Here is a 23,356-nt window from a genome sequence, read left to right on the forward strand (position 1 = left end):
ACCCTTGACGAGGCAGTGGCCGCATTCACGGAGGGCTCGCTTGCCACGCACGCCTTCAGCCCCTCAGTGGTGCAGCACTACGCCCATGCCGCCCGCGCCGAGATCGACACGCACCACGGCCAGGTCACGGACGTGGACCGCGCGAGGGGGTTGCTCCATGCCTGACCTCCTGACCGCGCCCACGGCCCCGGGGATGGTGCCGCTGTCTGCGGCTGCGGAGTGGGATGCCTGGTACGCCAGGGACGCGAGGATGCGTGTGCCCATCACCGATGCGGAGATGGAACTCTTCCACCAGCACGTGGACGCGGCCCCGGGAATGCTGGCGCTCGATGCGGGATGTGGGACCGGCCACTGGTCACGCCGACTGGCTTCGGCAGGCCTGGGCGTCCTGGCCATGGACGTTTCGCCCATTGCTCTGGCCATGGCCCGATGGCAGGGCTCCGGACCCCACCTCATGTACGCGCAGCACGACTTCGTCGCCCGGTCCATCCCGGCCAGCCTGAGGCCCGGCACGTTCGACCTGATCATGTGCCGCAACACCCTGCCCTATCTGGACCGGGAACGGTTCCTCGTCGATGCCGGCCGCTGGCTGAGTCCCAAGGGCCAACTCCACCTCACGGTGCCACTCGTCGAAACAGGCGCCCCGCCTCCTCCCCGATGGGCAAGGGGCCTCACCCCAGAGCAGATCCGCAACCTGGGGGCGGGCTGGAGGTCGAGAACGGACTACCCGCTGGACGCCAGCCACGTGTGCGTGGTCCTCAGCGGCTACGCAGACGCCCCGGCGACATAGCCCCCTGCCCGGTGGCCGACTCGTATCAACGGCCCGGCCCTGCAGAAGGACGTGCGGGGTCGGGCCACCTGAGAAAGGACCTCTCTGTGGATCAGGATTCCAAGGTCAAACTCCGCGACAGGCTGCTGACGTCGTCGCGCCCCCTGCCGGACTTCGACGTCGAGCGCGCGGTGGGGCCGTGGCTCCACCGCGCCGACGGCAGCCGGATCATGGACGGATCGAGCGGACTTCTGTGTGTCAACGTGGGCCAGAGCAGCAGCAAGGTACTCAACCGTATCGAGCAGCAGTTTCGCACCTACACATTCGGTGGGCCGGCCGTCGTGCAGCCCGGCATCCAGATGGAGCTGATGCACCGCCTGTGCACGGCCGTTGGACGCCCGGACGACTCAGTCGCGCTGGCCACCTGCGGAACGCTCGGCGTGGAGATCGCGGTGGGCCTGGCACGGAACATCGTGCGGATTCGCAACGGGAAGCGACGCGGGGACATCCTGACGTCCGATTTGAGTTACCACGGCAACAGCACGTTGACCCTCGCTCTCGCAGGGAATCACGCAAGGCGACCGCGGCCGGAGGACTCCCTCGGTCTCGGCCCCGCCTTCCCGGCGCCCTACCCGCCGACGCACGGCCACGCCCACGAAGGGCACGGGTGCGATGCCTCGTGCGCCAACGAGGTGGCACGGGCAATCGACTGCAGAGGCGCGGAAAACGTCGCCGCGGTCCTGATCGAGCCCGTCAACGGCACCACGGGCGGCGCCTACGTGCCCCCGGGTGGTTACCTGCGTCGAGTGTCGGAGATGTGCCAGGAGCGGAACGTCCTGGTCATCCACGACGAGGTCTTGACCGGGCTGTGGCGCACGGGCACGCCTCTGGCGAGTGATCACTGGGACGGGTGCAAGCCCGACCTGGTCATCCTGTCCAAGGGCTTGGGTGCTGGCTACGTAGGTGTGGGCGCGGTGCTGGTGTCGCCGGAGATCGCGCCGCTGCTGCGGCACAAGGGCGCGGACCCGCTTCCCGCGATGGGCACCATGGCCACCCACCCGCTCCAGGCGGCGGCCTGCCTTGGGGTCCTGGACGAGCTGGAGTCCATGGACTTCGGCGCCTTCGCGGCTCGCGGAGAGCGCCTCGGAACGTCTCTGCGGTCCCTGGCCGGCTGGGCGCCGGTGCGGGACGTACGCGGCGTCGGCTACCTGTACGGGGTGGAGGTCACGCCGGGCCTGCTCTGGCCCTTGGTGGAGGAGTGCGAGCGGCGAGCCGTCTTCTTCTATCCGTTCACCGGAGCTGGTGACCCGCGCAGTGAGGGCCTGGTCGTCGCGCCCCCGCTGAACTCCAGCGGCGAGGACATCGGTTTCCTGACCGCCGCGCTCACCGACGCGGTGGCCGCCCTCAGCTAGCTCACCTCGCCGCTCCTTCTCCAAAGGGGCGGATCCGTTTCGAATGAGAGATCGAGGACACGACATGCGCTTTCCCGTCACAGTCATCGACCAGCTCGATGAGGCGCAGCTCCGCAAGTGGCACGACTACTACGGGGTGAACGCGGACCGGCCCCGCTTCGAAGAGGAGGGCATCTGGCGGCGCACCCAGCAGGAGGAGACCGCATCTAACTCCGGCTGGACGGGCGAGAGTGACGCGCGCCGCCGCATCGTCCACTACTGGCACCAGTACGGGCTGGTGGACACCACCGCGGCACCGTCGCTAGCCATGCAGCAGATGTATCTGTACCACTCGGTGGCGGCGCCGCAGGCCGAGATCGACGTGGCATGGGAGCAGAACCACGCCATGCTGACCGAGGGCGGCTGGAAACAGACGGGGCCGGGCCGGTTCGAACTGGGTGACCTGCGTGTCCAGATGATCCGTGTCGAGGAGCACCCGGAGGATCTGCGGGCGGGCCGCCGGCTTCCGGAGGGCTACGAGGTCATCGACACCACGTTCACCTCCGTCAACACGTACCCGCCGAGGGCGATCCGGCGCCGGCCGTGGGAGGTTCTGACCCACGGGGTCCGGGTCAAGGACACCCCGGGGCAGCCGATCTACGCCGACGACCTGGCGCAGCTCACGGACTTCCTGCCGTTCCAGGTCGAGGTCGGATGCGGCGTCTCCTACGAGGCCGGGATTCCGCCGCTGCACCGCCTCCACGAGATCTACCACGTCAACGAGATCGAGGACGAACAGCTGCGCAAAGGGTTCACGTTCATCTTGGCGCCGGGCGGCGACCCGCTGCTCGCGGAGATGTTCCTCGACACGGAGGAGAAGATCAGCGAGCTGTCGGACATGTACCGGGCGTGCTTCACCGCAGAGGTCACCCCGGCCCTGCACGCGCTCAAGCGCATGGAGGAGGCCGGCTGCGTGGTGGGGCCGTTCATCACGCACAACTTCGACGCGCTCGGCGCCCGCGCCGGGTTCGAGGAGGAGTTTATGCGCCGCTACGACCAGCGGATTCCACCGGTCACCTTCCACCCCGACGCGAAAGCTCTGGTCGTAGTTGGACTGCACGCCGACCGGCGGTGGGTGGCCAAGCGGGCCCGTGCGGCCGGTCTCAAGGTGTTCCACGTCGACCCGGAGGGATTCCCGCGCCCGGACGGGTCCTGGTTCGCGTACCCGCTGGAGGCGCCGCAGGCCGGCGATGTCGTCGTACGGAAGACCGCCGCCGACGCGATCGGTGACCTGGAACGGCTGCTGAACCTCGACACCGACAACGGCTGAACTGTGGGGCCGGGCAACGGCAGTAGCCTCTGAGCTTGTCCACCGGCCCCGCACGCGGGCCCCCTCCCAAGAGTGAGAGTCACGGATGCGCATTTCAGTAATTGGCTGTGGCCACCTCGGCATCCCGCACGCGGCGGCAATGGCCGAACTGGGCCACGAGGTCATCGGCGTGGATGTCGACCAGGCCAAGGTCGACCGGCTCAACGCGGGCGAGTGCCCCATCTTCGAGATCGGGCTCCCCGAGCTGCTCGCCCGCCACACCGAGAGCGGGCGCCTGCGGTTCACTACCGACCTCCGCGAGGCCGCCGACTTCGCCGAACTGCACTTCATTGGCGTCGGCACCCCCATCGACGCCGACGGCCGCTCCTACGACACCGGACAGGTCTACGGCGCCATCCGTCAACTCGCCCCCCATCTCGACCGCCCGTGCACGATCGTCGGCAAGAGCACGGTCACCGTCGGTACCACCCGCCGGGTCACCGCCCTCGCCCAGAGCCTCGCTCCGGCTGGCGAAGACGTCGACGTCGTGTGGAACCCGGAGTTCCTCCGCGAGGGGCACGCGGTCGAAGACACCCTCCGTCCGGACCGCCTCATCGCCGGGCTCACCACCGCGTCGGCGGAGAAGGCGATCCGCGACGTCTACGCCCCGATCCTGGACGCCGGTGTCCCCCTCTTCGTCACCGACCCGCAGACTGCCGAACTCGCCAAGGGCGCCGCGAACACCTTCCTCGGCTTGAAGATTTCGTACATCAACGCCGTCGCCGACATGTGCGATGCCGCCGACGCCGACATCTCCCAGATCGTGGACATCCTCGGCATCGACCCCCGCATCGGTTCCGGCGGCATGAGGCCCGGCATCGGCTACGGAGGCGGCTGCCTCCCCAAGGACATCCGCGCGTTCACCGCCTCCGCCGGGCAACTGGGCGCCGCCGCGGCAGCCACCCTCCTGCGCGCCGCCGAGCGCATCAACGAAGCCCGCACCGGCGTTGCCATGGACCTCATCACCCGTGCCTTGGGCGACCGGCCTGTGCAGGGCGCTCGGGTGACCGTGTGGGGTGCCGCGTTCAAGCCCGGCACCAACGACGTCCGCGAGTCTCCGGCTCTCGCTCTGGCCCACGTCCTCCAGGAGGCCGGAGGCGTTGTCACGGTCCACGACCCGCAGGCCGTCGCCACTGCCGTGATCCGTAACCCCGAGCTCGACTACTCCGACGACCTGCCCGCCTCGCTCGACGGTGCCGACGTCGTCGTGCTGGCCACAGAGTGGCCCGAGTACCAGCAGGTCGACCCTCACACCCTCGTGGACCGGCCCGGGACGCCCCTGCTCGTGGACTGCCGCACCACTCTCAGCGCAGAGTCCTGGCGCGCGGCCGGCTGGACCGTCCACCAGCTCGGACGTCCCGGAAAGTAGCGGCTCCGGACACCGGTTGGGTGGGCCACCTTCGCCCTGTACGACTTCTCACCTGCCACACCGGGCAGCCGGTGATCGTCGGATAGCACTCCTCCGGCATGCGCCGAAGCGGGTGGGGCACCCGTCAAGGGTGCCCCACCCGCGCGTATTTCCACTGCTGGGCGCCAGCGTGGTGGCGAGTCAGGGCGTGCCAGCGCCGCTCGAAGTCTCCGGCCTCCCCGGCAACATAAGTGGGAGTGAGCGGCGTGTTGTACTGGGCGGTGATCCCACGGGCTGCGCAGCCCTGCGCAACGGCCTCTGCCGAGGGCACGTCGTTGCGCACTCGGTGCTGGGCCCACACGCTGTAGATGCGGAACCCGAGCGGATAGCGGCGCAGAGTGGAAGGACTCACCGGCTTCCCTCCGCGGCCGAGCATGCCCCCTTCGACGAGGTAGGCAGACAGTTCGTCGTGGCCAGGTCGTCACCGTGCTGGGTCTGGTACTCCACCCACGCGAGGTAGTAGCGGTCGACAAGAGTGAGGCCGCCCCCGTCGGATGGATCCCGGCGGGGCAACGTCGGGTCGTCGACGGGGCATCGACCCGTGGGCCGCGCTGCTCCTTTGCGGCGTACGCGACGGCACCAGCAGGCTCCTGCACGGTCTGCGGCGCCGGCACGGACTCAGCCGCCGGACGGTCAAGAGCGTCGGTGGCCGCCTGGTCGTCGACGTCCTGCTCCGGGGCAGGTGCGCTGGTGGTGCCGTGATCGCGTTCCTGGAACTCCGCGACGAACTCCTGCAAGTCGGCGCCGGTAACCGGCTGCCCGTCAGCCGCGGTGATGCCGTCGCGCTGGTACACGTACTGGGCAAGGGCATCGGCATCGGCATCGGCATCGGCATCGGGGTGTGCGCCGTACTGCTGCGCGTATCCGAGCCAAGCGTTGTAGAAGTAGCCGCCCTACGGCACTGCGTCGTCGGCGTCCATCGCATCGTCGGGCCCGGACTCGGCGTCGGCCGCAGGAGTCGCGTAGCGCTGCTTGAGGACCTGCAGAAGGGGTGCCAACTGCGTGTCGGAGAGCGGTCGGCCGGCCCCGATGGAAATGCCGTACTCGTTCTGGAGCCAGAGGGCAAACTGAGACGGCACGGACTCGAATTCGGCGAGCCAGGCCTGGTACGCGCTGGCGAAGCGCCCAGCGTCCTCCTCCCCCACCTCATCAACACCGTGAGCCATGGCGGCGTCCGCACCTGGGGCCCGCCCCGCCGAACGCGGCTCGGCGGAGCCCGCGTACGCCAGCTCTTTGCTGTCTTCCTCCGCGGCCTCGAGCACGGGGCTCCGCCTCTGCGCCGGAACCGGGGCCTGCACCACGCGGACCAAACCTGCAGCAGACCCGTCATGTCTACGCTGGCGGCGTGACATTGGTGTGGGTGACGGGCAATTCAGGTGCTGGTAAGTCCACGGTCTGCGGGGTGTTGCGAGCGCGTGGCTACGTTGCGCTCGACGCCGACGAGGACGGCTTCAGTCGCTGGGTCGACCGGGCTAAGGGCGAGGTTGTGGTGGATCCTCCGTATCCGGTTCCAGGGGGCTGGCTCGACCGATACGGGTGGTCGATAGTCCGTGAGCGCGTTGAGACCCTCGTCGAGGAGTCTCGTTTCCGAATCGCGTTCTTGTGTGGGTCGGCGGAGAACGAGGCAGACGTCCGCGATCTTTTCGACCTCATCGTGTGCCTCGTGGTCGACGAGGACACCCTCCGCCACCGGCTCGCGACCCGCACTACGAACACATTCGGTCAGCATCCCGAAGAGCTCGCAGCGGCCCTGAAGTGGAATCCTCGGATGCGAGCGATCTACGAAAGCCGTGGCGCGACGATCATCGATGCGTCCAAGCCGGTGATCGAGGTGGTGGACAGCGTGATCGACGCAGTTCAGGGGCTGCCAAGGTCCACCCGATAACTCGGATCACGTCTGCGTGCCGTGTGGTCGCTCAGGGCAGTCCCGGAGGTCGCGGCTACGCGCCGCGAGCGAATGTGGCTACCGCTCCGCGTTATCCGCTTGGAACCTGACATTGGTGGGCAAGGCAAGTCACCGTAGTCATGCCAGCCGCGGCCAGTTCGTCCCGTGCCGTCGTCCCGGCGGCCGCGTGCAGGCTCTGGGTGTCGAGTACCACCAGGCTGGGGTCGGCAAGGGCCTGTCTGGTCTGGATGCGCAGCCTCACCCCGGGGCCGCGGTTGCGGCGCCCGGCCGGCAAGCCGGACGCCGCAACCGCGCACGTCAGGCCGGCGAGGTGGCCGGCCGGCCGAAGTGCCGGGCGAAGAACCGGACCGCGCTGTCGGCCTCGAACCTGGGCAGCTCCTTGTGCTTACCCGAGTTCACGTGCAACGACTTCTCCTTCGAGGCGAAGGCGTCGAACAGCGCGAGACCCCCCTCGCGCGAGATGTGCTCGTCGTCCCACTGCAGGTCGAACTCGATCGGGATGGTGATCTGCTTCGCCTTCTCGGCCAGGACATCGGGCCAGTGCTGGCCGAAGACCGCGGCGGTGATCCTGGGTTCGATCGCCACGAACGGTATGCCGATCGCGGTGCCCATGTTGATGCCCCAGAAGCCGACCGGCCCGTCGGTGCCGATCTCCGGCAGTTCCTGGAGGGCATCCAGGGTCGCCTGATACTCGGGCACGGCGAGCTCCGCCAGGTGGTCGTTGTAGCGCACGACGATCGGGCCTTCCGGCTCGCCCGCCGCCCGCGCCCGGAACAGCTCGGCGATCTCCGCCTCGTCGTGCGCCGTGCGCGGCCGGTCACCGTGTCCGGGCGCGTCGATGACGGCGACGTGCAAGCCACAGCCGGTCACGAGGAGACGGGCGCGGCCGGACATCGCCGGATGCTTCTTGTGGTTGCCGCCGCCGTGGGCCATCAGGACCAGGGGCGCGCGATCGGCCGCATCGGAGGCCGACGACCAGAGAACGCCGGGGACGCCGCCCACGATGAAGTCGCGTTCGACCATGCCGTTCGCCGACGACTCGGCGGTGAACTGCAGAGAGTGCATAGGTGTTGCCTTTCGGGAGTGCCTTGTTGTCGAGGCGCTCCCGGCGACAACTACGTCAATCGCCGGCCGTGATGGGAAGGGGGAGCACCCACGTTGATACAGCGTTCATGGGTCTCACCTCCTCGGGCGGTGTCACGGTCGACTGAAAGCTACCAGCCCGATGATCACCCCTCAACCCTTTTCCCCGCCGGGTCGCTACAAATCCAGACAGGCCCTAATCGGCCTTTCTTCCCACGGACCTGCCAGCGCAGCAGGTAGTGGATGACCTGGTCGCTTTCCATCGTCGCGCCACCAGTAGAAGTAGTACTTCACCGCACCGCTCGGCGGCAGTGCAACCGCCACGACCCCCGACCCGGCGAACCTGCGGCTCGCAGCATGGCGATGTACTCCAGGGCGAAAATCTCCCTGCTGCGAGATGCTGGTTCATCGATGTTGGCACTGCCCGGACCGGGGTGAAGGTGTACAGCCCTGCCTGCCCATCACAAGGTCGGCACCATGCTCCGGCGAACTGACTGAACGCTGAGCTCAGGGTGTGCCAGCGCCCTCGGCGACGTTGCCGGCACCGGCCACTTCGTCCTTCGCCATACCAAGGAAGCGCCGGATCGCTTCAACCGGCATATCGAGCCCCTCGGACGCGGACCGCTCGTCGCCGAACACTTGCACCGCCTCGGCAACAGCCACGGCCAGCTCCGTCTCTGCCTTGCGGACCTTGACCTCAGCCTTGTCCACGGTGTCGACCACCGACAACTGGCGGCGCTGCTTCTCCTGAAGTCTCTGTTTACGGGAAAGCGTCTTGTCAGAGTTCTGCACAGTCACGACGAAGATCATAATCAGCCGCGTACGCACCACGAAATCGGCAACTCACCTGCTCTGCAGGGTGTTCACGGCGGGAGTGTCTAATCAACGGCCCTGTCTCGGATTCGGTGGTGACGCAGAGTCGTGAGGGATCGTCCTCCCCGCGCAGGCGAGGGTGAGCCGACCCTGCAGGGTCGGTGACGGCATGTTCGCCAGTCCTCCCCGCGCAGGCGGGGGTGCCCTGCCGCCGGAGGTGCCAAGGCCGAGTTCCTCCGTTGCGGCTTCCTTCAGGGCGATCTCCGCGGCCGGCCGGTCCGGACGCCTGCTCCCCCGAACCGGGGCGGGCTGACGAGCGAGGTGGGCTGTTCGGTCGTTGGCATGGCTATCCGCGAGCCCTGAACGCATACACCGTTTCAGCATCCCGGCTGCCGACGTACACGGTGCCGTCGGCGACCACAGGGCTGGAGTAGACCCAGCCACCGATGGTGCGGCTCCAACACACGTCTCCAGTATTGGCGTAGAGCGCGTATACCTTGCCGTCATTGCTTCCGACGTACACCACGCCGTTGGCCACTGCGGGGCTGGACTTGACGATGTCGCCGGTGGGGTGGCTCCAGAGCACCCTGTGGGTGCTGGTGCTGATGGCGTACACCTTGCCGTCATCACTGCCGACGTACACGGCGCCGTCCGCCACTGCCGGGCTGGACTCGATGGCGCGGCTGCCAGTGTCGTAGCTGCGCCAGAGAAACTCCCCCGTGTCGGCGTTGATCGCATACACCTTGGCGTCATCACTGCCGATGTACACAGTGCCACCGGCTACAGCCGGACTGGACTCGACTCGGCCACCGGTGAGGTATTGCCAGCGGGGCTTCCCCGTGTCGGCGTTGAACGCGTACACCTTCCCGTCCCAGCTGCCGACGTACACCACGCCGTTGGCCACTGCGGGGCTGGATGTGACGACGTCGCCGGTGCTGCGGCTCCAGCGCACCAGGTGGGTGGTGGCGTCAATGGCGTACACCTTGCCCTCACGGGTGCCGATGTACACCGTGCCGTCCGCCACTGTCGGGCTAGACTCGATGGGGCTGCTGGAGATACTGGGCTGCCAGCGGACCGCACCGTTCGAGGTGTCAAGCGCGTATAGCCTGCCGTCTTTGCTGCCGACATACACGGAGCCGTCGGCAACTGCGGGACTAGATTCTCCGGAGCCCAAGATACCCGAGATGGTCGTTCTCCACTTGAGCCAGCCGCCGTTGGCGTCGATCGCGTACACGTTGCCGTCTCCACTGTTGATGTACACCGTGCCGTCCGCCACTGCCGGACGGGAGAATATGGCACTGCCAGTGAAGTACTGCCAGTTGACTCCCTTGATCGCCTGCGCGCTCGAGCTGGTGCTGGTTATCAGGATGCTGAGGACCACTGCGACAATGCGGCCCCACTTCGCCCGGGGGAATCGCATTCGCATAGGGGAGGTCCAGGAGCGTTGAGGGGGTCGTCCAGGAGTTTCCTCGACAACCCCCTCAACCGTGCCGGCGAGTTCGCGGGTAATAAGCTGGAGGATCTGGTCGTCGGCGTCGTTGACCGCTTCGGCTCGCGCGAGAGCCTGGTCGATGTCGTCACCGACGGCTTGCTCCAGCAGACTGCTGGCGACGTGCGGGGCGGGGACCGTACGAGGTGGAGTTGCCGGTCCCTCGCCGGCGCCGGCGCTCGTCCGTAGGCGGTCGAGTTCGCTGGTGAGCATGCGGAGCTGTTCCGCGACTCGGGTGGCGAGCTCCTCTGCCTGACGCTGCTTGTCCTGCGCCCTCCGTAGTTCGGCCTTGGCCCGCTTCTCCTGCTCCATGGCACGGGCGAACTGGAACTCGGCTCTCTTCAGCTCCGCGGGATTCGCATGCCGGGCCCGGAGTTGGTCGCGTTCCTCAGTCGCCGTCCGATTCAGCCGGTCGAGCCGGTAGACCATGCCCGTGAGAATGAGAACGAGCTTGGCCGAGTTGTGGGCGGTGCGTTCCAGCTCGGCCTGCTGCTCCAGCGAACGAGTGAGCGCCTGGTAGGTCTCCTCCTGCTGCGCGTGTAATGCGGCCAGCTCAATGGGTGGCCCCGCGTGGTAAACGATGTGGTCAGCATGGCCCACCGCCATGCCGCGACCCGTGGCCTGGATGGACACAGCGTTCGGGAAGGACGTGCCGGGGCCAGTCAGGGGTGCGGGGGTGGGCGAGCTTGCCGGTGCCGGTCCGTTCAGCCCTGGTCCGGAGCCGGCGAGGAAGGGGGGCCGATGTGTGCGCCTCCCTGGATCACTCCGGCGGCGATCGAACCACCTTCTGCATGGATGTCCACGCTCCCGCCCACTGCCATGCCTTCGGGCCCAGCTGATACCTGGCCACTGGTGCTGCTCAGCTGCTCCAGCAGTGCCCGCATCTGGGCGGCGACCTGATCGCGCTCCTGGCCGTCCGAAGTATCCAGCAGGGCTCTGAAGCGACCTTGCCAGAAGTCCGCCTGACGGATCCGCACCCCCTCCGCCTCATCCGAGTTGGCTGCTTCCAACGCAATGGCGGTCTGGTCAAGCCGCTCCAGTTCTGCGTGCTCGCCCTGATCGTCCCCCCGGCTCAATAAGCGTGCCGTCCGTTGCCGGAAGCCGGACCACACATCGGTTCCGGCAGCCTGCACGACGGCAGAACCACCTGCAGCGGCCAGTGCCGCCAACGCCTCCGTCAACATCTGCTCCCCCTCGCACTCGTGACCCCACGACCGTACTACCCGCACGAGGAGGAAGCAGTGCCGTTCCCGAGCACGATTGTTGAGGCGGACGGTGCCCGGCGGGACACCGCGGTCGACCAGCGCTTGGTCCACCGCGGTGGCGTAGGGCCAGTGCGGCAAGGTGCGGGGCAACAGGCCGGGAAGTCCTGGCGGTTGGAGCAGCACTGGTCTCGCCTCCACGGCGGGGTCGGGCAGGTCAGGAGACGCGCAGGAGTGTGGTGGCGGGGCGGATCGCGCCGGGCCCGAACTTGGCGCGGATGCGGTCGCTGACCTCTTCGGCGACCAGCCGGGCCTCGCGCGCACCGTCGAAGCTGATCTGTTCGGCGACCTGGTCGGCGGCGATCAGGTCGTCGCCTTTCAGCGTGATTCCGGTGAGGCGGCCGCGCTGGAGTCCTGCCGCGTCGATCAGCCGGTAGGCCAGTGTGCGGAGGTCGTCGTCGTGGGCGGAGGCCTCCGGGAGCCGGCGGGTCTTCTCCCACGTGGTGCCTCCGGCGAAGCGCAGGGTCAGGGTCAGGCCGCGGGCCGCCTGGCCCCTACCGCGGAGCTGGTGGGCGAGGGTGACGACCAGGTCGAGCAGGGCCGCGCGGACGGCGGCGCCGTCCAGGGTGTGTTGGGGGAAGGTGCGGCTCACGCTCGCGGAGGCGGGCAGGGCGCGCGGGGTGACGGGGCGGGGGTCGATGCCGCGGGCCCGGTCGGCCGCCTGGCGTCCGGTCCGGCCGCCCAGGAGGCGCTGCACCGTGGCGGGTGGGATCGCGGCGAGCAGGCCGACGCAGTGCACGCCGTAGTCGCGCAGGACCTGGGCCTGGCGGGGGCCGATGCCGTGGAGGGCTTCGACCGGCAGCGGTCCGAGCCAGTCCGTGACCTGGCCGGGGCCGACGGCGGGGATGCCGCCCGACTCGGTGATCTGGCCGGAGGCGGTGGCCGCGACCGTGATGGACGGGCCGATCCCGACCCGCACGTCGACACCCAGCCGGGAAATGGTCCGCACCCGCAGCACCTCCCCCAGCCGCCGCGCATCCACGCAGTGGTAGCGCAACGAGCCCTTCAGCTCCACCAGAGCCGCCGACGGGGGCAGCGCCTGGACCACCGGGGACAGCTCCGCCAACTGCTCGAGCACCTGCCGGTAGACGTCCTCCGCCAGCCGGTCCGGGCAGCGCACATGCATCACACTCGCCACCCGCCGTGCCTCCGTCCCTGCCTCCACAGCACCCACCTCCTCCACCCCACGTTATCGAACTAGAATTCGAACACGCGAGACGGCGAACCTTATCGCCCGCGGATCTAGAATCGGAAATATGTTCGATGACCTGCCGCCTGACCTGGCGCGACTGCTCACCCTGCGGGTGTGGCACGCCACGTGGCTGCAGCGCATTGACACCAAGATCGCCGACCTCCAGAAGCGGGAAGCCGAACAGGAACGAGGCCGGAAGAACCGGCCACAGGAGCCGGACTGGATCGTCGAACTCGGCATCGGCAACGGACGCCCGCCCATCGAGGTCCATGTGGGCGGCTGCTACGCCGCGGGCAAACGACGACGCCCCGTCCCGCGCGACGAAGCACGCCGGCTCCTCACCTCGGGCGTGCGCGCCTGCACGCACTGCAAGCCCGACGCCCAGCTCCGCATCCTCGACTGACCCGCCACAGCCGACGCCGCGTCTCCACTCCCCCGTTCTGCGCCGGACTTCGGCCTAGGCACCTCGCTGCCGCCGGGCCGGCTTCTTCGCCGCCGCGGACTTCTTCGCGGTCTTCTTGGCAGGCGCCTTCCCCGCCGCCTTCCCGGCCGTCTCCTTCTTGGCCGTCGGTATCTCGTGGACCTCGGCATCACCCGCGTCCTCGCCGCGCGCGGCCTGCGCCTTGCGAACGCTCTCCTGCAGGGCGGCCATCAAGTCGACGACCTTGCCACCCGGCTCCTCGGCCTCGATGCTCGGCTTGGGCGGCTGTCGGCCCTCGGCCTTCGCCTCGAGCACTGCTTCCAGGGCCTTCCGGTACTCGTCCCGGTAGCCGGAGATGTCGTCCGTCGTCATCGAGTCGACCAGCTGCAGCGCCTCGTCGATCTCGGAGACCGTGACCGTGACGTCCTTCGGCGCGAGCTCGGCGGGGTCGCGCACCTCGTCGTCCCACTTGAGCACGTGCGCGACCAGCGCCCCGTCCCGCACCCGCAGCAGCAGCACCCGGCGCTCACGCCCGTGCCACGCCAGCTTCGCGACAGCCACCTTCGTATTGCGGGCCAGCGCCCGGGCGATCAGGACGTAAGGCTTCGCCGCGACGGGGCCGTCGTACTGCAGGAAGTAGCTGTCGCCGCTCAGCCGCACCGGGTCGATCGACGCGGCCGGCACGAACGCGACGATCTCGATCGCCTTCGCGGTCGGCAGCGGCATCTGCTCCAGCTCTTCGTCCGCGACCTCAACCAGCGTGTCCCTGGAGACCGCGAACCCCTTGCCGATCTCGCCCGCGGATACCTCGCGGTCCTCCGCCTCGCAGAACTTGCGCACCCGCACCCGGCCCAGGTCCTCCCTATGGACCTGATGGAAACGGACCGAACGGTCCTCGGTGGCACTCATCAGCTTCACCGGAATGGTTATCTAGATCTGGCTCTTGGATGGTGGCAGCCGCTGTGTGATCCGGTCGAACAAGTCCGTCAGCGGCTCGCCGACGTCCTGACCGAACTCGGTCAGCCCGTAGGTGACTTGGGGCGGCGTCGTCGGCTCGACCTCCCGCCAGACCAGGCCGTCCTGGACCAGTGCGCGCAGTGTCTGAGCGAGCATCTTCTCGCTGATGCCCTGGATGCTGTCACGCAGCTCGTAAAACCGAAGGTCGTTGCTCCGCAAGGAGATCAGCACCCAGATACCCCACCTGCTGGTCACGTGGTCGACCACGTCGCGCGCAGGGCAGTCGGTGTGAAACACCTCATACCGATTGCCCGCCTCGGCCTGCGTCAGCTGCGCGCCTTCCCCCATGTCCGGAGCTTACCTCTGGGTATGTTCTTACGGAAAGTAAGCCCGACTCCTAGCGTCAATTGCCGCAGTGCACAACGGACTAGGAGCTGAACATGATCGTGGTGACCGGGGCTACCGGGAATGTGGGCCGGCCTTTGACGCAGACCTTGGCCGAGGCGGGCGAGCAGGTGACAGCGGTGTCGCGGCACGCGGCGGCGGTGCCGGACGGGGTCCGGCACGTGCCGGCTAACTTGGCCGAGCCGCAGGGTCTCACTCCCGCTTTGGACGGGGCGAAGGCGCTGTTCCTCCTGCTGTCCGGCGACCTGCACGCCCCCGAAGCCAGGCCGACCGACATCATCGACCTGGCCGCGGCCAGCGGGGTCCGCCGGGTCGTCCTGCTGTCTTCGCAGGGCGTGGCCACCAGGCCGCTCGGCCCGTCGCGGATCGCGATGCGCGCGGTGGAGGACGCGTTGAGAGAGTCCGGCCTGGACTGGGCCGTCCTGCGACCGGGCGGCTTCGCCTCCAACGCCTTGGCCTGGGCGGAGTCCGTCCGCACGCAAGGGATGGTTGCCGCACCCTTCGGCGACGTCGGGGTTCCGATCGTCGACCCGGCGGACATCGCCGAGGTCGCGGCGGCCTGTCTGCTGGACGACCGGCACACCGGCGGAGTCTTCGAGCTGACCGGGCCCGAGGTGATCACGCCGCGTCAGCAGACGGAAGCCGTCGCCGCCGCGCTCGGCTCGCCGGTGCGGTTCCACGAACTCACCCGCGAGGAGGCCAAGGCCGCAATGACCCAGTTCGTGCCGCCGGAGCTCGCCGACGACACTCTGGACATCATCGCCGCCCCGAACCCCGCCGAACTACGGATCAGTTCGGACGTGGAACGAGTCCTCGACCGCGCCCCGAGCCCCTTCAACGACTGGGTCGCCCGTAGCATCGCCGCTTTTCGCTGAGGCACAACGTAGCTGAAGCGCCCGGGCAGCTTCGTGCGACTACGGCCGCACGGGGCGCCCCCGTAGCGCCACCTCCCGCCACCAGCCAGAACTCAAGAGCCGGAGCGACCTGACGGAGTCCTACTGGTGTCCGGCGCCGGAGATCCGTTGGCAGAAGCGGGCGAGGGAGCGGGGGCGGAGTGCGAGCAATGGTCCGACGTGGTTGATGATGCGGCCGGCGGCGGACTTAGAGAGGCCGAACAGAGGGGCGAGCTGGCGAAGTGCCAGGTTGGTACGCCAGTACGCGGCCACCAGCAGCACCCGGTCTTCCAGTGGGAGTCCCCACGGCCGCCCTCGCCGGGCAGTGCCGGCGCCCTCGCGTCGCAGCGCACGCACCACCCGGTTGAACTCGCGCGGGACCACGCCGGTGAACGGGAATATCCAGGACGGCTCCGAGGCCGTGATCACGCCAGGCACGACAGAGATCATCTACAACTGGCGTTGGTCCTGACGCGATCTCAGCCCAGGAAGTCTCTCCAGAACGGCACGGAGGCCCGTGGGGCCCACGGCGCTTCCTCGTCGACCTCGCCGAATTCGTGGTCAATGTAATCGGCCAGATCGTGGCCGTAGCAGATGATGTCGGTTCCCCACATCGACAGGACAGGATGTCCCCAAGTGCCACGACCGGCGGGCAGGTAGCGATGCGCGTAGACGGGAACGAGTCGCGGCGCCCGCGCAAGCACCGCCCGGGCCACCTCCACGGCCTCTTCGTTGCCAGCTGGACGTGCTCCCAGAGCTGGATGCCAGCGGCCATGGCCGACATCGCTCAGTACTTCCCGCACAGGCCACTCAAGGCGATAGCGCAGGTCATCCGGATCGGCATGGCGCCAGTCGGGCCAAGGCTGCTCCCACGTCGCGCCTTCCTCGGGAGGCGAGGCAACAGGCAGCCCCGCAGTCAGGAAGGCGCGATGCTCCGAGGAGAACTCAAACTCGTAGGTCGCTTCGATCCGGCTGAACTCCTCTTCGCTGAGCCCCGGAGCTATCTCGCAGCAGTCCGCCTCCGCCAGCCGCCGCGAGGCCTCCGCGCCCAGCCGAGCACCCTCAGTGTCGATCACTCCGGCACCGTACACACGTCGCGCGCACGACAACGCAACTTTTCGGGCAGCGCCGCTGGCTTCCGGACCATTGCGGGATCAGCCCTTAGGAGCTCCCAGAGCGGCCCGCGCCCCGACAACACCGACGCGCATCACCGCCGACATCGCCGCAGGCTGGACGGGTGGACTGGCCCGTCTTCGTCGCCCTCGCCCAGTCCGTACCTGAACTGCCCACCGGCACGGACTGGAGCTACGAGATGAAACTGGACGGCCACAGAATGATCATGTGGCGCACCAGCGACGGGATCCGGCTACAGGCCCGCTCCGGACGCGACGTCACCGCCGCATGGGGAGACCTCGCCCTCGCCGGCCACCACCTCCCGGCCGGGACCGTCCTCGACGGCGAAGCCGTCATCACCACCGAGGACGGACGCATCAGCTTCGAGGCCGCACAAGCCCGAGCCGCCTCCTCCCCCACCCGCGCCCACCAACTGGCCACCCAGCGCCCCGCCCACTACATCGCCTTCGACGCCCTGCAACTGCCGTCCGGCGACATCCGGCCGCGCCCGTACAGCGAGCGCCGCGCAGCCCTCCTCAGCCTCCTGGCAGGCCTGCCCGCGAGCACCCCGATCCAGGCCGTCTCTGCCACCACCGACCGCGACACCGCACTCACCTGGTACAACACCCTCCACGACCAGGGCGTCGAAGGCATCGTCGCCAAACGCACCACCTCCCCCTACCGGGCCGGCCGCGCCGGGGCGTGGTTGAAGATCCGCCACGCGGACACGATCGACGCGGCCGTGGCCGGGTTCACCGGCACCGCGCGCCAGCCGAGGGCACTTGCCGTACGGCTCCCCGACGGACGCGTCGCGCTGTCCCAACGCCTGACCACGGCACTCGCCACCCGGATCGCCTCGCATCTGGTCCCCCAGCCCGGGCGCGCGTACACGCAGGGCGGCGACGCCTACACACCCTTGAGCGGGGAGATCGTCGTGGAGGTCGTGGCAGGCACCACCCGGCATGCGGTGGTCACCGTGGTCCGCCTGCGCTGACCCCACCACAGGCTTCTGAAACGAGCGGTGTCCGGCGTAGGGGGGTCGGCGGTCGTCCGGACCAGCGATGTTGATGAGTTTTGACGGCACTCGGCCGCGGCGAAGGCGGGTCGATGGCAGCGAGTGGGCGCTGGCGGACCCTGGCTGCGGCGACGGCCGCGCACGCGGCGAAGGAGCGGGCCGCGCGTGAAGCCCGCAAGGAAGCAACCACCCCCTGATGCGCACCGTCTGCGTCCGATCCTCGCCGACGTCGGGGCCGGAGCGCGCTCACCCGAACCACGCCGCGCGCTGCTGCGCCGCTTCATCGAAACCGCCGCCGCCGAGACCGGACAGACCGCCAGGCCCGGCCTGCCGCGCTGGCTCGGCGTCGGCCCCGACCTCCTCAACCGGAAGGGCTACCGCGTACTGAGGCTCGGCCGTGTTCTGCGCGGCACTCGGAGCCTCGCGTCGGAACACGTCCTTCAGGTAGAGCACGGCGACGGCGCCGAGCACCCACAGCGGGAGGATCACCAGGGCGCGGGTCAAACCGTCGTTCTGGAACCCGGACAGCCCCTGCATCGCGCGGACGCCCACCCCGACGGGCAGGACCTCGGACAGCGGGTGCAGCCAGGACGGAAGGTACGCCGCCGGCAGGACCCCGCCGCTGCTGGCATTGCCGAGGATCAGCAGGAGTATCGAAGCAAGACTGACGCCCGCCGAGCCGAACAGCCGCAGGAGCACCATCGTCGTGCCGCCGACCGCGGCGCCCATCAGCGCGACGACGAGGGCGAGGGGCAGGGAGGCGCCGGGCAGCGCACCGAACCCCACGCTCCCGCCGATGACCGCGACCATGATGCCGCCGATCACTCCGAACAAGGCCAGGCTGGCCATACGCCAACGGAACGTGAGCCGGGGTGCGAGCTGGTAGGTCGTCATGCCGAAGAGGTATCCGGCCAGTACCAGGCCGAAGGCCGCGTAGAAGGCCGAGAGTCCTCGGGTGTCCTCCGCCGCCGACGGGGCAACGTCCTCGACGGAGAGGTGCTGGTGTTCCGCACGGGCCACGGCGCCGAAAGCGGTGGTCACGGTGGCGGTAACGCCGGCTCCGTTGGCGCTGGCGTAGAGCAGGTTCCCCTTGCCGAGGTAGGCCGCGTACACGGACCTGTCCTGGACGGCCCGTCGGGCGGTGGATTCGTCGGGGTAGGTCTCGAGTGTGAAGCCGCCCGGTACGGCGCGCGCGAGGCCCTGGCGCAGTTGCGCCTGATGTGTGCCGACCTCCGTCGTGCCCACGCGCAGCTCATGAGGGCGCGGCGCGTGGAAGGCGGCGAGATAGACGCTAACGAACACGGTCCCTATCAGCAGGACGACCGCTACGGGGCCCAGGACGGCGCGTGCAGTTCCAGGGCGGGGAAGCGGATGGGCCACGTCCAGAGCATGCTTGTGAGACTTTGAGGTCGAGGAGCGCAGTGCCATCGCAAACAGATTCCTAGAATAGAAGTCAACTGATAGTATGTTGTACATCATAATCAGCTAACTTACAAAGGGACGCCACGTGACACATTCCGTCCAGCGCACGGGCCATGTGGCCTGGCAGATCGGCCAGATCATGGCGTCCCGGGTCGAGCGCACACTGCGCCCGTTCCAACTGACCCTCGCCCAGAACAGCGCCCTGACTCAGGCCATCCTCGATCCGGGTGTCTCCAGCGCGACCGCGGCGCGCAGGACGGCGATCACCCCTCAGTCCATGGGAACCGCGGTCAACGGGCTGGTCGAGCGGGGACTTCTGGAGCGCCGGACCGCCCCCGGCGACAGACGCACGCACCGACTGCACGCCACCGAGGCGGGCCTGCGGCTCTCGGCGGAGGCCAGCAGCGTGGTGGACGCCACCCACGCCGAAGCTCTGGAAGTGCTGACGCCGCTGGAACAGGAGCAGGTGCACTCGCTGCTGGTGAAACTGTTGGCGTCACTGAATCCGGCATCCATGGACGGCGACAGCGCACCCCGGGGAGCTGGGGGCCGATTTGAGGAGTCGTCCTCGGAGGACCACCACTCGTGCTGCTGTACCAGTTCCTGATGCAGTGACGTGACGGGCCGGTCCCCTTCGGGGGCCCGGCCCGTCAGTGTGGCGACGGCTCTTCAGGGCGCGTAACCGCTATGGCGTCAGCTCGCCGATGTGCGGTGCGGTCACGAGTGCCAGTCGCTGTAGAAGCTCAGCCAGATCGCGTCGTGTTCTGCGACCATCCAGCAGCAGGCACGAATCTGCGCCTCCGGGCGGCCCTCCTCGTTGGGGTACGTCACGACCGGCTTGGCGAAGACCATCAGTCCCTGTTCAGCAGGCAAGTCTTCGCGGTTGAGCGCAAAGAACGGCAGGGAGCCTGCGGCTGCCATCGTCAGGTCGGTCATATCCGGTGACACATAGAAGAGTTGCGCATGGCTGAGGCGCCTGATCTCATCGGCCTGGAGTTCCTCGCTCTTGATGGCGCCCACGAGCGACGCGCCCGTCGTCAGGCGCGTCCCCCCGAATCGGCCCAGTTGGTCGCGCACGCGGTGGCTCGCCACGTGCTGTACGAGCTCGGCTCGCAGCTCGGGCTGGGTGATGCCCAGGCCGACCAGGTCGCGGGAGAGGAAGCCGTAGAGAGCTGTCAGGTCCTGGAAGTACGCGGCCGCGTGCAGGTTCGAGGGTCCCGACGTCGCGAACGCGCCGTGCACGCTCGCCGCGAGACTTGTCATGCGTTGAAGCGGTCGGGATCGGCGTCCTTCCAGTTCGCTGCCCAGGACTCGGGCGGCTCGATCAGCAACTGCCCGGGAGCCAGCCAATCGTAGAGCTCCGCGTAGGACTGGACGGTGACCGGGTCCACACGCCGGTGCAGCATGTGCGGGCGCAGTTCGGCGGGTTCACTCACGCCCAGCGAGGCGATGATCTGCTGTGCGCTTTTCACCGTGGCGGACTGGAAGCGGTGGACCCGGGCCGACTTGTCGTCGACGTTCAATGCGCGTGCGCGGCGCGGGTCCTGTGTGGCGACGCCGACGGGGCAGGCGTTGGTGTGGCAGCTCTGCGCCTGGATGCATCCGATGGCGAACATCATGGCGCGTGCCGAATTGGTGAAGTCGGCGCCTTGCACCATGCGCTTGACGATGTCGGCTCCCGTGGCCACCTTGCCGCTGGCACCGATCTTGATCCGGTCCCGCAGGCCGGCGCCGACCAGGGCGTTGTGGACGGTGATGAGTCCCTCGGTGAGTGGACTGCCGAGGTGGTCGGCGAACTCCAGCGGGGCCGCTCCGGTGCCGCCCTCCGCTCCGTCCACGATGATGAAGTCCGGCGCGGTGCCCTCTTCGATCATGGCCTTGCACACCGCCAGGAACTCGCGCCGCGAGCCCACACACAGCTTGAAGCCGACCGGCTTGCCCCCGGACAGCTCGCGCATTTCGGCGATAAACCGGATCAGCTCCCGGGGCGTGCTGAAGACCTGGTGGTAGGGGGGCGAGATGACGGTCTGCCCCTCGGGAACCTCGCGTACCCGGGCGATCTCGGCGGTGACCTTCTCTCCGGGCAGCACTCCTCCGATGCCGGGCTTGGCTCCCTGGGACAGCTTGAGTGACACGCATTTCACGTTGTCGTGAGCGGCCTTTTCGGCGAACCGCGCGCGGTCGAAACCTCCGTCCGCGGTCCGGCAGCCGAAGTATGCGGTGCCGATCTCCCACACCAGGTCACCGCCGTGGCGCAGATGGTACTCCGACAGGCCGCCCTCGCCGGTGTCGTGGGCGAAGCCTCCGAGGGCGGCCCCCCGGTTCAGGGCCAGGACGGCGTTGGCGGACAGCGAACCGAAGCTCATCGCCGAGACGTTGAGCAAGGACATGTCGTAGGGCTTGGTGCATTCCGGGCCGCCGATGCGGACCCGGGGCTCCTCCACCCCCACCGGGAATGGCCTGATCGACGATTCGAAGTATTCGTGGCCCTGGGCGTAGACGTTCCGCTCGGTTCCAAACGGAATCTCCGCTTCGTCTCCCTTGGCGCGCTGGTAGACGAGACTGCGCACATCCCGGTCGAACGGACGGCCGTCGTAATTGCGCTCAATGAAATACTGCTGCAACTCTGGTCGGATCGACTCCAGCATGAAGCGGATATGCCCCAGTACCGGATAGTTTCGCAGGACTGAATGGCGCCTTTGAAGCAGATCATGAGTGCCGACTCCGGCTATCGCCGCGCACAACACGGCGACCGGCCACCACCAAGGCGAGACGGCCAACGCCGTGGCGCCAAAGGCGATTGCGACGGCCCCGATGAATCCGATCACTGCAATTCTGATCATGCGTGGAACTTACACCCTTCCCGGGATACACGACAATTCCCCATTGATGCGACATCCAGCACATTTCGCGGACGGAATCTCTATCAGATCGGCGTGTGCGGATTTCGTGAGGGACAGAATGGGCCGAAGTCCGGGCCACGCTGCCGGTGCCGGGCCGACCGCCAAGAGGGGGCGGAAGGCTGGACGGCTGCTGCCACCGGCAGATGCTCGGGCCTTGACCCGAGGCCGGGCAGTTGACGATCTCGGGCTCCCCGGCGGTCGGCGGCCCGAGCGCTGGTGAGGCCGCCCGCCCCCGGACCGCCTCGCTGCCTGCTGTCGACAGCCTCACGTGGGGCCGGCTTCGACCGAACCGCGGGCGTAACGGTCGGCCCACGCAGCGAGCATGATCGCGACATAGCGGGCGTCGGCACGATCGGTGAGCAGATGGTCGGCGCCGTCGATCGCAATGAAGGACTTGGGATGTCGTGCCGCGTCGAGGATCTGCTGAGCATTCTCCACACCCACCGTCTCGTCCGTCGGCGAGTGCAGCACCAGGAGCGCGTGACGCAGCCGGTGAATGCGCTCCGCCTGAGGCTGCGCGGCGATGTCATCGAGGAACTCCCGACGGATGCGGAACACGCGACCCCCCAGATTCACCTCGGCTTCTCCGTGCCGCTCGATCTCCTCCCGCCTGCCACCGAAGGTGTGCACGACGTGTTCCGGGTCCACAGGGGCACCGATCGTGGCCACCGCCGTGACCTCGGGTATCCGGTGCGCGGAGGCCAGCACGGCCGCACCGCCCAGCGAATGCCCGATGAGGATCGACGGTGCCGCGAAGTGTCCGCGCAGGTAGTCGGCGGCGTGCACGAGATCGTCCACATCGGAGCTGAACGTACTGTCGGCGAAGTCACCGCCGGACTCACCGAGGCCGGTGAAATCCAAACTGAAGACCGCGATTCCGCGTTCGGCCAACTCCCGGGAGATCCGAGCGGCCGCCAACCAGTCCTTGCCACACGTGAAGCAGGGGGCGAATACGGCGTACGCCCAAGGTGTCCCCTCCGGCAGGTCAAGACGCGCCACGAGAGGGATGCCCTGCGAGCCGATGAATTCGACTTTTCTACTGTGCCTGGCCATCCCGGTACTCCACGTCCTGACCTCAACATAGTTTCGTGCATCATTCTTCCTCTGCAATGGGCCCCCGCATGCCACGACGGGCTGGCGACGAATCGGCACAGCACCCGGTGAGGAAGGCTCGAATCTCCCTGCTTCAGCAGGGGGAGCAAGTCAAAAGCGGGTCGTCCGCCTCACCACGTAGGACACGGCCTTATTCGAGGTCGTCTCTCCCCAGGTATTCACGTATGTACCTGGAAAAATCGCACCCCTCGCCGATCACTTCACCCCGGGCGTCAAGCACGAGGGCGTAGTCTTCGGTATCCACCAGATAGATTCGGCCGTCGAACGTATATGCCCCAGAATGCTTCACGGACATACGCTCCCTCTACGTTCGTCTTGGTGCGGCTGCAGGGTCCGCGGGCCCCGGAGCGCGGGCCCACCAGCCACACCACCCCCCCCAAGACACAGTACAGCCAGCGTGGGCGTAAAGCGACTTATAACAAAAACCCCCCC

Annotated in this window: 23 protein-coding genes and 1 pseudogene; 9 read left to right on the plus strand and 15 right to left on the minus strand. The window is 68.2% G+C overall.

What is annotated here, in order from left to right; all coding sequences use genetic code 11:
- Nucleotides 1–157 precede the first annotated feature (157 nt).
- From ACFVWD_RS50870 to ACFVWD_RS50885, 4 genes are all read left to right on the plus strand, one after another.
- On the plus strand, nt 158–790 hold the full coding sequence (locus tag ACFVWD_RS50870; RefSeq protein ID WP_389605416.1) for a class I SAM-dependent methyltransferase: 633 nt from the start codon (nt 158–160) through the stop codon (nt 788–790).
- Between the two features lie 86 nt (nt 791–876).
- On the plus strand, nt 877–2,181 hold the full coding sequence (locus ACFVWD_RS50875) for an aminotransferase class III-fold pyridoxal phosphate-dependent enzyme (RefSeq protein ID WP_389605417.1): 1,305 nt from the start codon (nt 877–879) through the stop codon (nt 2,179–2,181).
- A gap of 64 nt (nt 2,182–2,245) precedes the next feature.
- A complete protein-coding gene (locus tag ACFVWD_RS50880) occupies nt 2,246–3,490 on the plus strand; it encodes a hypothetical protein (RefSeq protein ID WP_389605419.1) in 1,245 nt (414 codons plus the stop codon).
- An 85-nt stretch (nt 3,491–3,575) separates the two neighbouring features.
- Nucleotides 3,576–4,898 (plus strand): UDP-glucose dehydrogenase family protein, encoded by a 1,323-nt coding sequence (locus ACFVWD_RS50885; protein WP_389605421.1) that lies wholly within the window; start codon nt 3,576–3,578, stop codon nt 4,896–4,898.
- Between the two features lie 124 nt (nt 4,899–5,022).
- Here ACFVWD_RS50885 and ACFVWD_RS50890 read toward each other — a convergent pair whose 3' ends face one another.
- The gene (locus tag ACFVWD_RS50890; RefSeq protein WP_389605423.1) at nt 5,023–5,289 is read right to left on the minus strand and encodes a hypothetical protein; all 267 of its coding nucleotides are present in this window, start codon (nt 5,287–5,289) and stop codon (nt 5,023–5,025) included.
- A 541-nt stretch (nt 5,290–5,830) separates the two neighbouring features.
- Nucleotides 5,831–6,199, minus strand: a complete 369-nt coding sequence (locus ACFVWD_RS50895) for a hypothetical protein (protein WP_389605425.1) — start codon at nt 6,197–6,199, stop codon at nt 5,831–5,833.
- An 83-nt stretch (nt 6,200–6,282) separates the two neighbouring features.
- On the opposite strand from ACFVWD_RS50895, the gene ACFVWD_RS50900 reads away from it, so the two are divergent.
- Entirely contained in the window at nt 6,283–6,822 is a 540-nt protein-coding gene (locus tag ACFVWD_RS50900) for an AAA family ATPase (protein WP_389605427.1), read from the plus strand.
- A gap of 318 nt (nt 6,823–7,140) precedes the next feature.
- Here the strand turns inward: ACFVWD_RS50900 and ACFVWD_RS50905 are convergent, their stop codons facing one another.
- From ACFVWD_RS50905 to ACFVWD_RS50925, 5 genes are all read right to left on the minus strand, one after another.
- Nucleotides 7,141–7,908, minus strand: a complete 768-nt coding sequence (locus ACFVWD_RS50905; protein WP_389605429.1) for an alpha/beta hydrolase — start codon at nt 7,906–7,908, stop codon at nt 7,141–7,143.
- A 525-nt stretch (nt 7,909–8,433) separates the two neighbouring features.
- A complete protein-coding gene (locus ACFVWD_RS50910) occupies nt 8,434–8,736 on the minus strand; it encodes a hypothetical protein (protein ID WP_389605431.1) in 303 nt (100 codons plus the stop codon).
- A 349-nt stretch (nt 8,737–9,085) separates the two neighbouring features.
- Nucleotides 9,086–10,834 carry a PQQ-binding-like beta-propeller repeat protein gene (locus ACFVWD_RS50915; protein WP_389605433.1) on the minus strand — a complete coding sequence of 583 codons (1,749 nt, stop codon included), beginning with the start codon at nt 10,832–10,834 and terminating at the stop codon, nt 9,086–9,088.
- Nucleotides 10,835–10,932: 98 nt separating this feature from the next.
- Nucleotides 10,933–11,544: a hypothetical protein gene (locus ACFVWD_RS50920; RefSeq protein ID WP_389605435.1), complete on the minus strand. Its 612-nt coding sequence runs from the start codon at nt 11,542–11,544 to the stop codon at nt 10,933–10,935.
- A 103-nt stretch (nt 11,545–11,647) separates the two neighbouring features.
- The gene (locus tag ACFVWD_RS50925) at nt 11,648–12,616 is read right to left on the minus strand and encodes a hypothetical protein (protein WP_389605446.1); all 969 of its coding nucleotides are present in this window, start codon (nt 12,614–12,616) and stop codon (nt 11,648–11,650) included.
- 130 nt (nt 12,617–12,746) lie between these two features.
- Between ACFVWD_RS50925 and ACFVWD_RS50930 the strand changes: the two genes are divergently transcribed.
- Nucleotides 12,747–13,085: a DUF6233 domain-containing protein gene (locus ACFVWD_RS50930; protein WP_389605436.1), complete on the plus strand. Its 339-nt coding sequence runs from the start codon at nt 12,747–12,749 to the stop codon at nt 13,083–13,085.
- A 54-nt stretch (nt 13,086–13,139) separates the two neighbouring features.
- Here ACFVWD_RS50930 and ACFVWD_RS50935 read toward each other — a convergent pair whose 3' ends face one another.
- Together ACFVWD_RS50935 and ACFVWD_RS50940 are read right to left on the minus strand one after the other, a co-directional pair.
- Complete coding sequence (locus ACFVWD_RS50935; protein ID WP_389605448.1) at nt 13,140–14,033, minus strand: Ku protein; 894 nt, start codon at nt 14,031–14,033, stop codon at nt 13,140–13,142.
- Nucleotides 14,034–14,408, minus strand: a complete 375-nt coding sequence (locus ACFVWD_RS50940) for a winged helix-turn-helix transcriptional regulator (RefSeq protein WP_389605438.1) — start codon at nt 14,406–14,408, stop codon at nt 14,034–14,036.
- A gap of 92 nt (nt 14,409–14,500) precedes the next feature.
- Here ACFVWD_RS50940 and ACFVWD_RS50945 point away from each other — a divergent pair, with 92 nt between their 5' ends.
- Nucleotides 14,501–15,340, plus strand: coding sequence for an SDR family oxidoreductase (locus ACFVWD_RS50945; protein ID WP_389605440.1), 840 nt, complete (start codon nt 14,501–14,503; stop codon nt 15,338–15,340).
- Between the two features lie 168 nt (nt 15,341–15,508).
- On the opposite strand, the pseudogene ACFVWD_RS50950 reads toward ACFVWD_RS50945, so the two are convergent.
- Together ACFVWD_RS50950 and ACFVWD_RS50955 are read right to left on the minus strand one after the other, a co-directional pair.
- Nucleotides 15,509–15,796 (minus strand): annotated as a pseudogene (locus tag ACFVWD_RS50950) (transposase family protein); the annotation flags it as partial.
- Nucleotides 15,797–15,837: 41 nt separating this feature from the next.
- On the minus strand, nt 15,838–16,434 hold the full coding sequence (locus tag ACFVWD_RS50955) for a hypothetical protein (protein WP_384927034.1): 597 nt from the start codon (nt 16,432–16,434) through the stop codon (nt 15,838–15,840).
- 161 nt (nt 16,435–16,595) lie between these two features.
- Between ACFVWD_RS50955 and ACFVWD_RS50960 the strand changes: the two genes are divergently transcribed.
- Nucleotides 16,596–17,465: a DNA ligase gene (locus ACFVWD_RS50960; RefSeq protein ID WP_389605441.1), complete on the plus strand. Its 870-nt coding sequence runs from the start codon at nt 16,596–16,598 to the stop codon at nt 17,463–17,465.
- 267 nt (nt 17,466–17,732) lie between these two features.
- Here ACFVWD_RS50960 and ACFVWD_RS50965 read toward each other — a convergent pair whose 3' ends face one another.
- Nucleotides 17,733–18,788 (minus strand): ABC transporter permease, encoded by a 1,056-nt coding sequence (locus tag ACFVWD_RS50965; RefSeq protein ID WP_389605442.1) that lies wholly within the window; start codon nt 18,786–18,788, stop codon nt 17,733–17,735.
- 205 nt (nt 18,789–18,993) lie between these two features.
- Between ACFVWD_RS50965 and ACFVWD_RS50970 the strand changes: the two genes are divergently transcribed.
- Nucleotides 18,994–19,515: a MarR family winged helix-turn-helix transcriptional regulator gene (locus ACFVWD_RS50970; protein WP_384926992.1), complete on the plus strand. Its 522-nt coding sequence runs from the start codon at nt 18,994–18,996 to the stop codon at nt 19,513–19,515.
- A gap of 110 nt (nt 19,516–19,625) precedes the next feature.
- Here ACFVWD_RS50970 and ACFVWD_RS50975 read toward each other — a convergent pair whose 3' ends face one another.
- The 3 genes from ACFVWD_RS50975 to ACFVWD_RS50985 all read right to left on the minus strand — a co-directional run bounded on the left by ACFVWD_RS50975 (nt 19,626) and on the right by ACFVWD_RS50985 (nt 22,864).
- Nucleotides 19,626–20,171: a hypothetical protein gene (locus ACFVWD_RS50975; RefSeq protein WP_389605444.1), complete on the minus strand. Its 546-nt coding sequence runs from the start codon at nt 20,169–20,171 to the stop codon at nt 19,626–19,628.
- Entirely contained in the window at nt 20,168–21,751 is a 1,584-nt protein-coding gene (locus ACFVWD_RS50980) for an FMN-binding glutamate synthase family protein (protein WP_389605445.1), read from the minus strand. Before ACFVWD_RS50980 ends, ACFVWD_RS50975 begins: the two co-directional genes overlap by 4 nt.
- 324 nt (nt 21,752–22,075) lie before the next feature.
- Nucleotides 22,076–22,864, minus strand: a complete 789-nt coding sequence (locus ACFVWD_RS50985) for an alpha/beta hydrolase family protein (protein WP_384926769.1) — start codon at nt 22,862–22,864, stop codon at nt 22,076–22,078.
- Between the last annotated feature and the right edge of the window lie 492 nt (nt 22,865–23,356).

It is taken from the genome of Streptomyces sp. NPDC058086, assembly GCF_042885015.1.
Lineage (GTDB): Bacteria > Actinomycetota > Actinomycetes > Streptomycetales > Streptomycetaceae > Streptomyces.

Coding starts and splice junctions, on each gene's coding strand:
- ACFVWD_RS50870 (WP_389605416.1), top strand. CDS start 158: ATGCCTGACCTCCTGACCGCGCCCACGGCCCCGGGGATGGTGCCGCTG.
- ACFVWD_RS50880 (WP_389605419.1), top strand. CDS start 2,246: ATGCGCTTTCCCGTCACAGTCATCGACCAGCTCGATGAGGCGCAGCTC.
- ACFVWD_RS50885 (WP_389605421.1), top strand. CDS start 3,576: ATGCGCATTTCAGTAATTGGCTGTGGCCACCTCGGCATCCCGCACGCG.
- ACFVWD_RS50905 (WP_389605429.1), bottom strand. CDS start 7,908: ATGCACTCTCTGCAGTTCACCGCCGAGTCGTCGGCGAACGGCATGGTC.
- ACFVWD_RS50910 (WP_389605431.1), bottom strand. CDS start 8,736: ATGATCTTCGTCGTGACTGTGCAGAACTCTGACAAGACGCTTTCCCGT.
- ACFVWD_RS50915 (WP_389605433.1), bottom strand. CDS start 10,834: ATGGCGGTGGGCCATGCTGACCACATCGTTTACCACGCGGGGCCACCC.
- ACFVWD_RS50925 (WP_389605446.1), bottom strand. CDS start 12,616: ATGCATGTGCGCTGCCCGGACCGGCTGGCGGAGGACGTCTACCGGCAG.
- ACFVWD_RS50930 (WP_389605436.1), top strand. CDS start 12,747: ATGTTCGATGACCTGCCGCCTGACCTGGCGCGACTGCTCACCCTGCGG.
- ACFVWD_RS50940 (WP_389605438.1), bottom strand. CDS start 14,408: ATGGGGGAAGGCGCGCAGCTGACGCAGGCCGAGGCGGGCAATCGGTAT.
- ACFVWD_RS50945 (WP_389605440.1), top strand. CDS start 14,501: ATGATCGTGGTGACCGGGGCTACCGGGAATGTGGGCCGGCCTTTGACG.
- ACFVWD_RS50975 (WP_389605444.1), bottom strand. CDS start 20,171: ATGACAAGTCTCGCGGCGAGCGTGCACGGCGCGTTCGCGACGTCGGGA.
- ACFVWD_RS50980 (WP_389605445.1), bottom strand. CDS start 21,751: ATGATCAGAATTGCAGTGATCGGATTCATCGGGGCCGTCGCAATCGCC.
- ACFVWD_RS50985 (WP_384926769.1), bottom strand. CDS start 22,864: ATGGCCAGGCACAGTAGAAAAGTCGAATTCATCGGCTCGCAGGGCATC.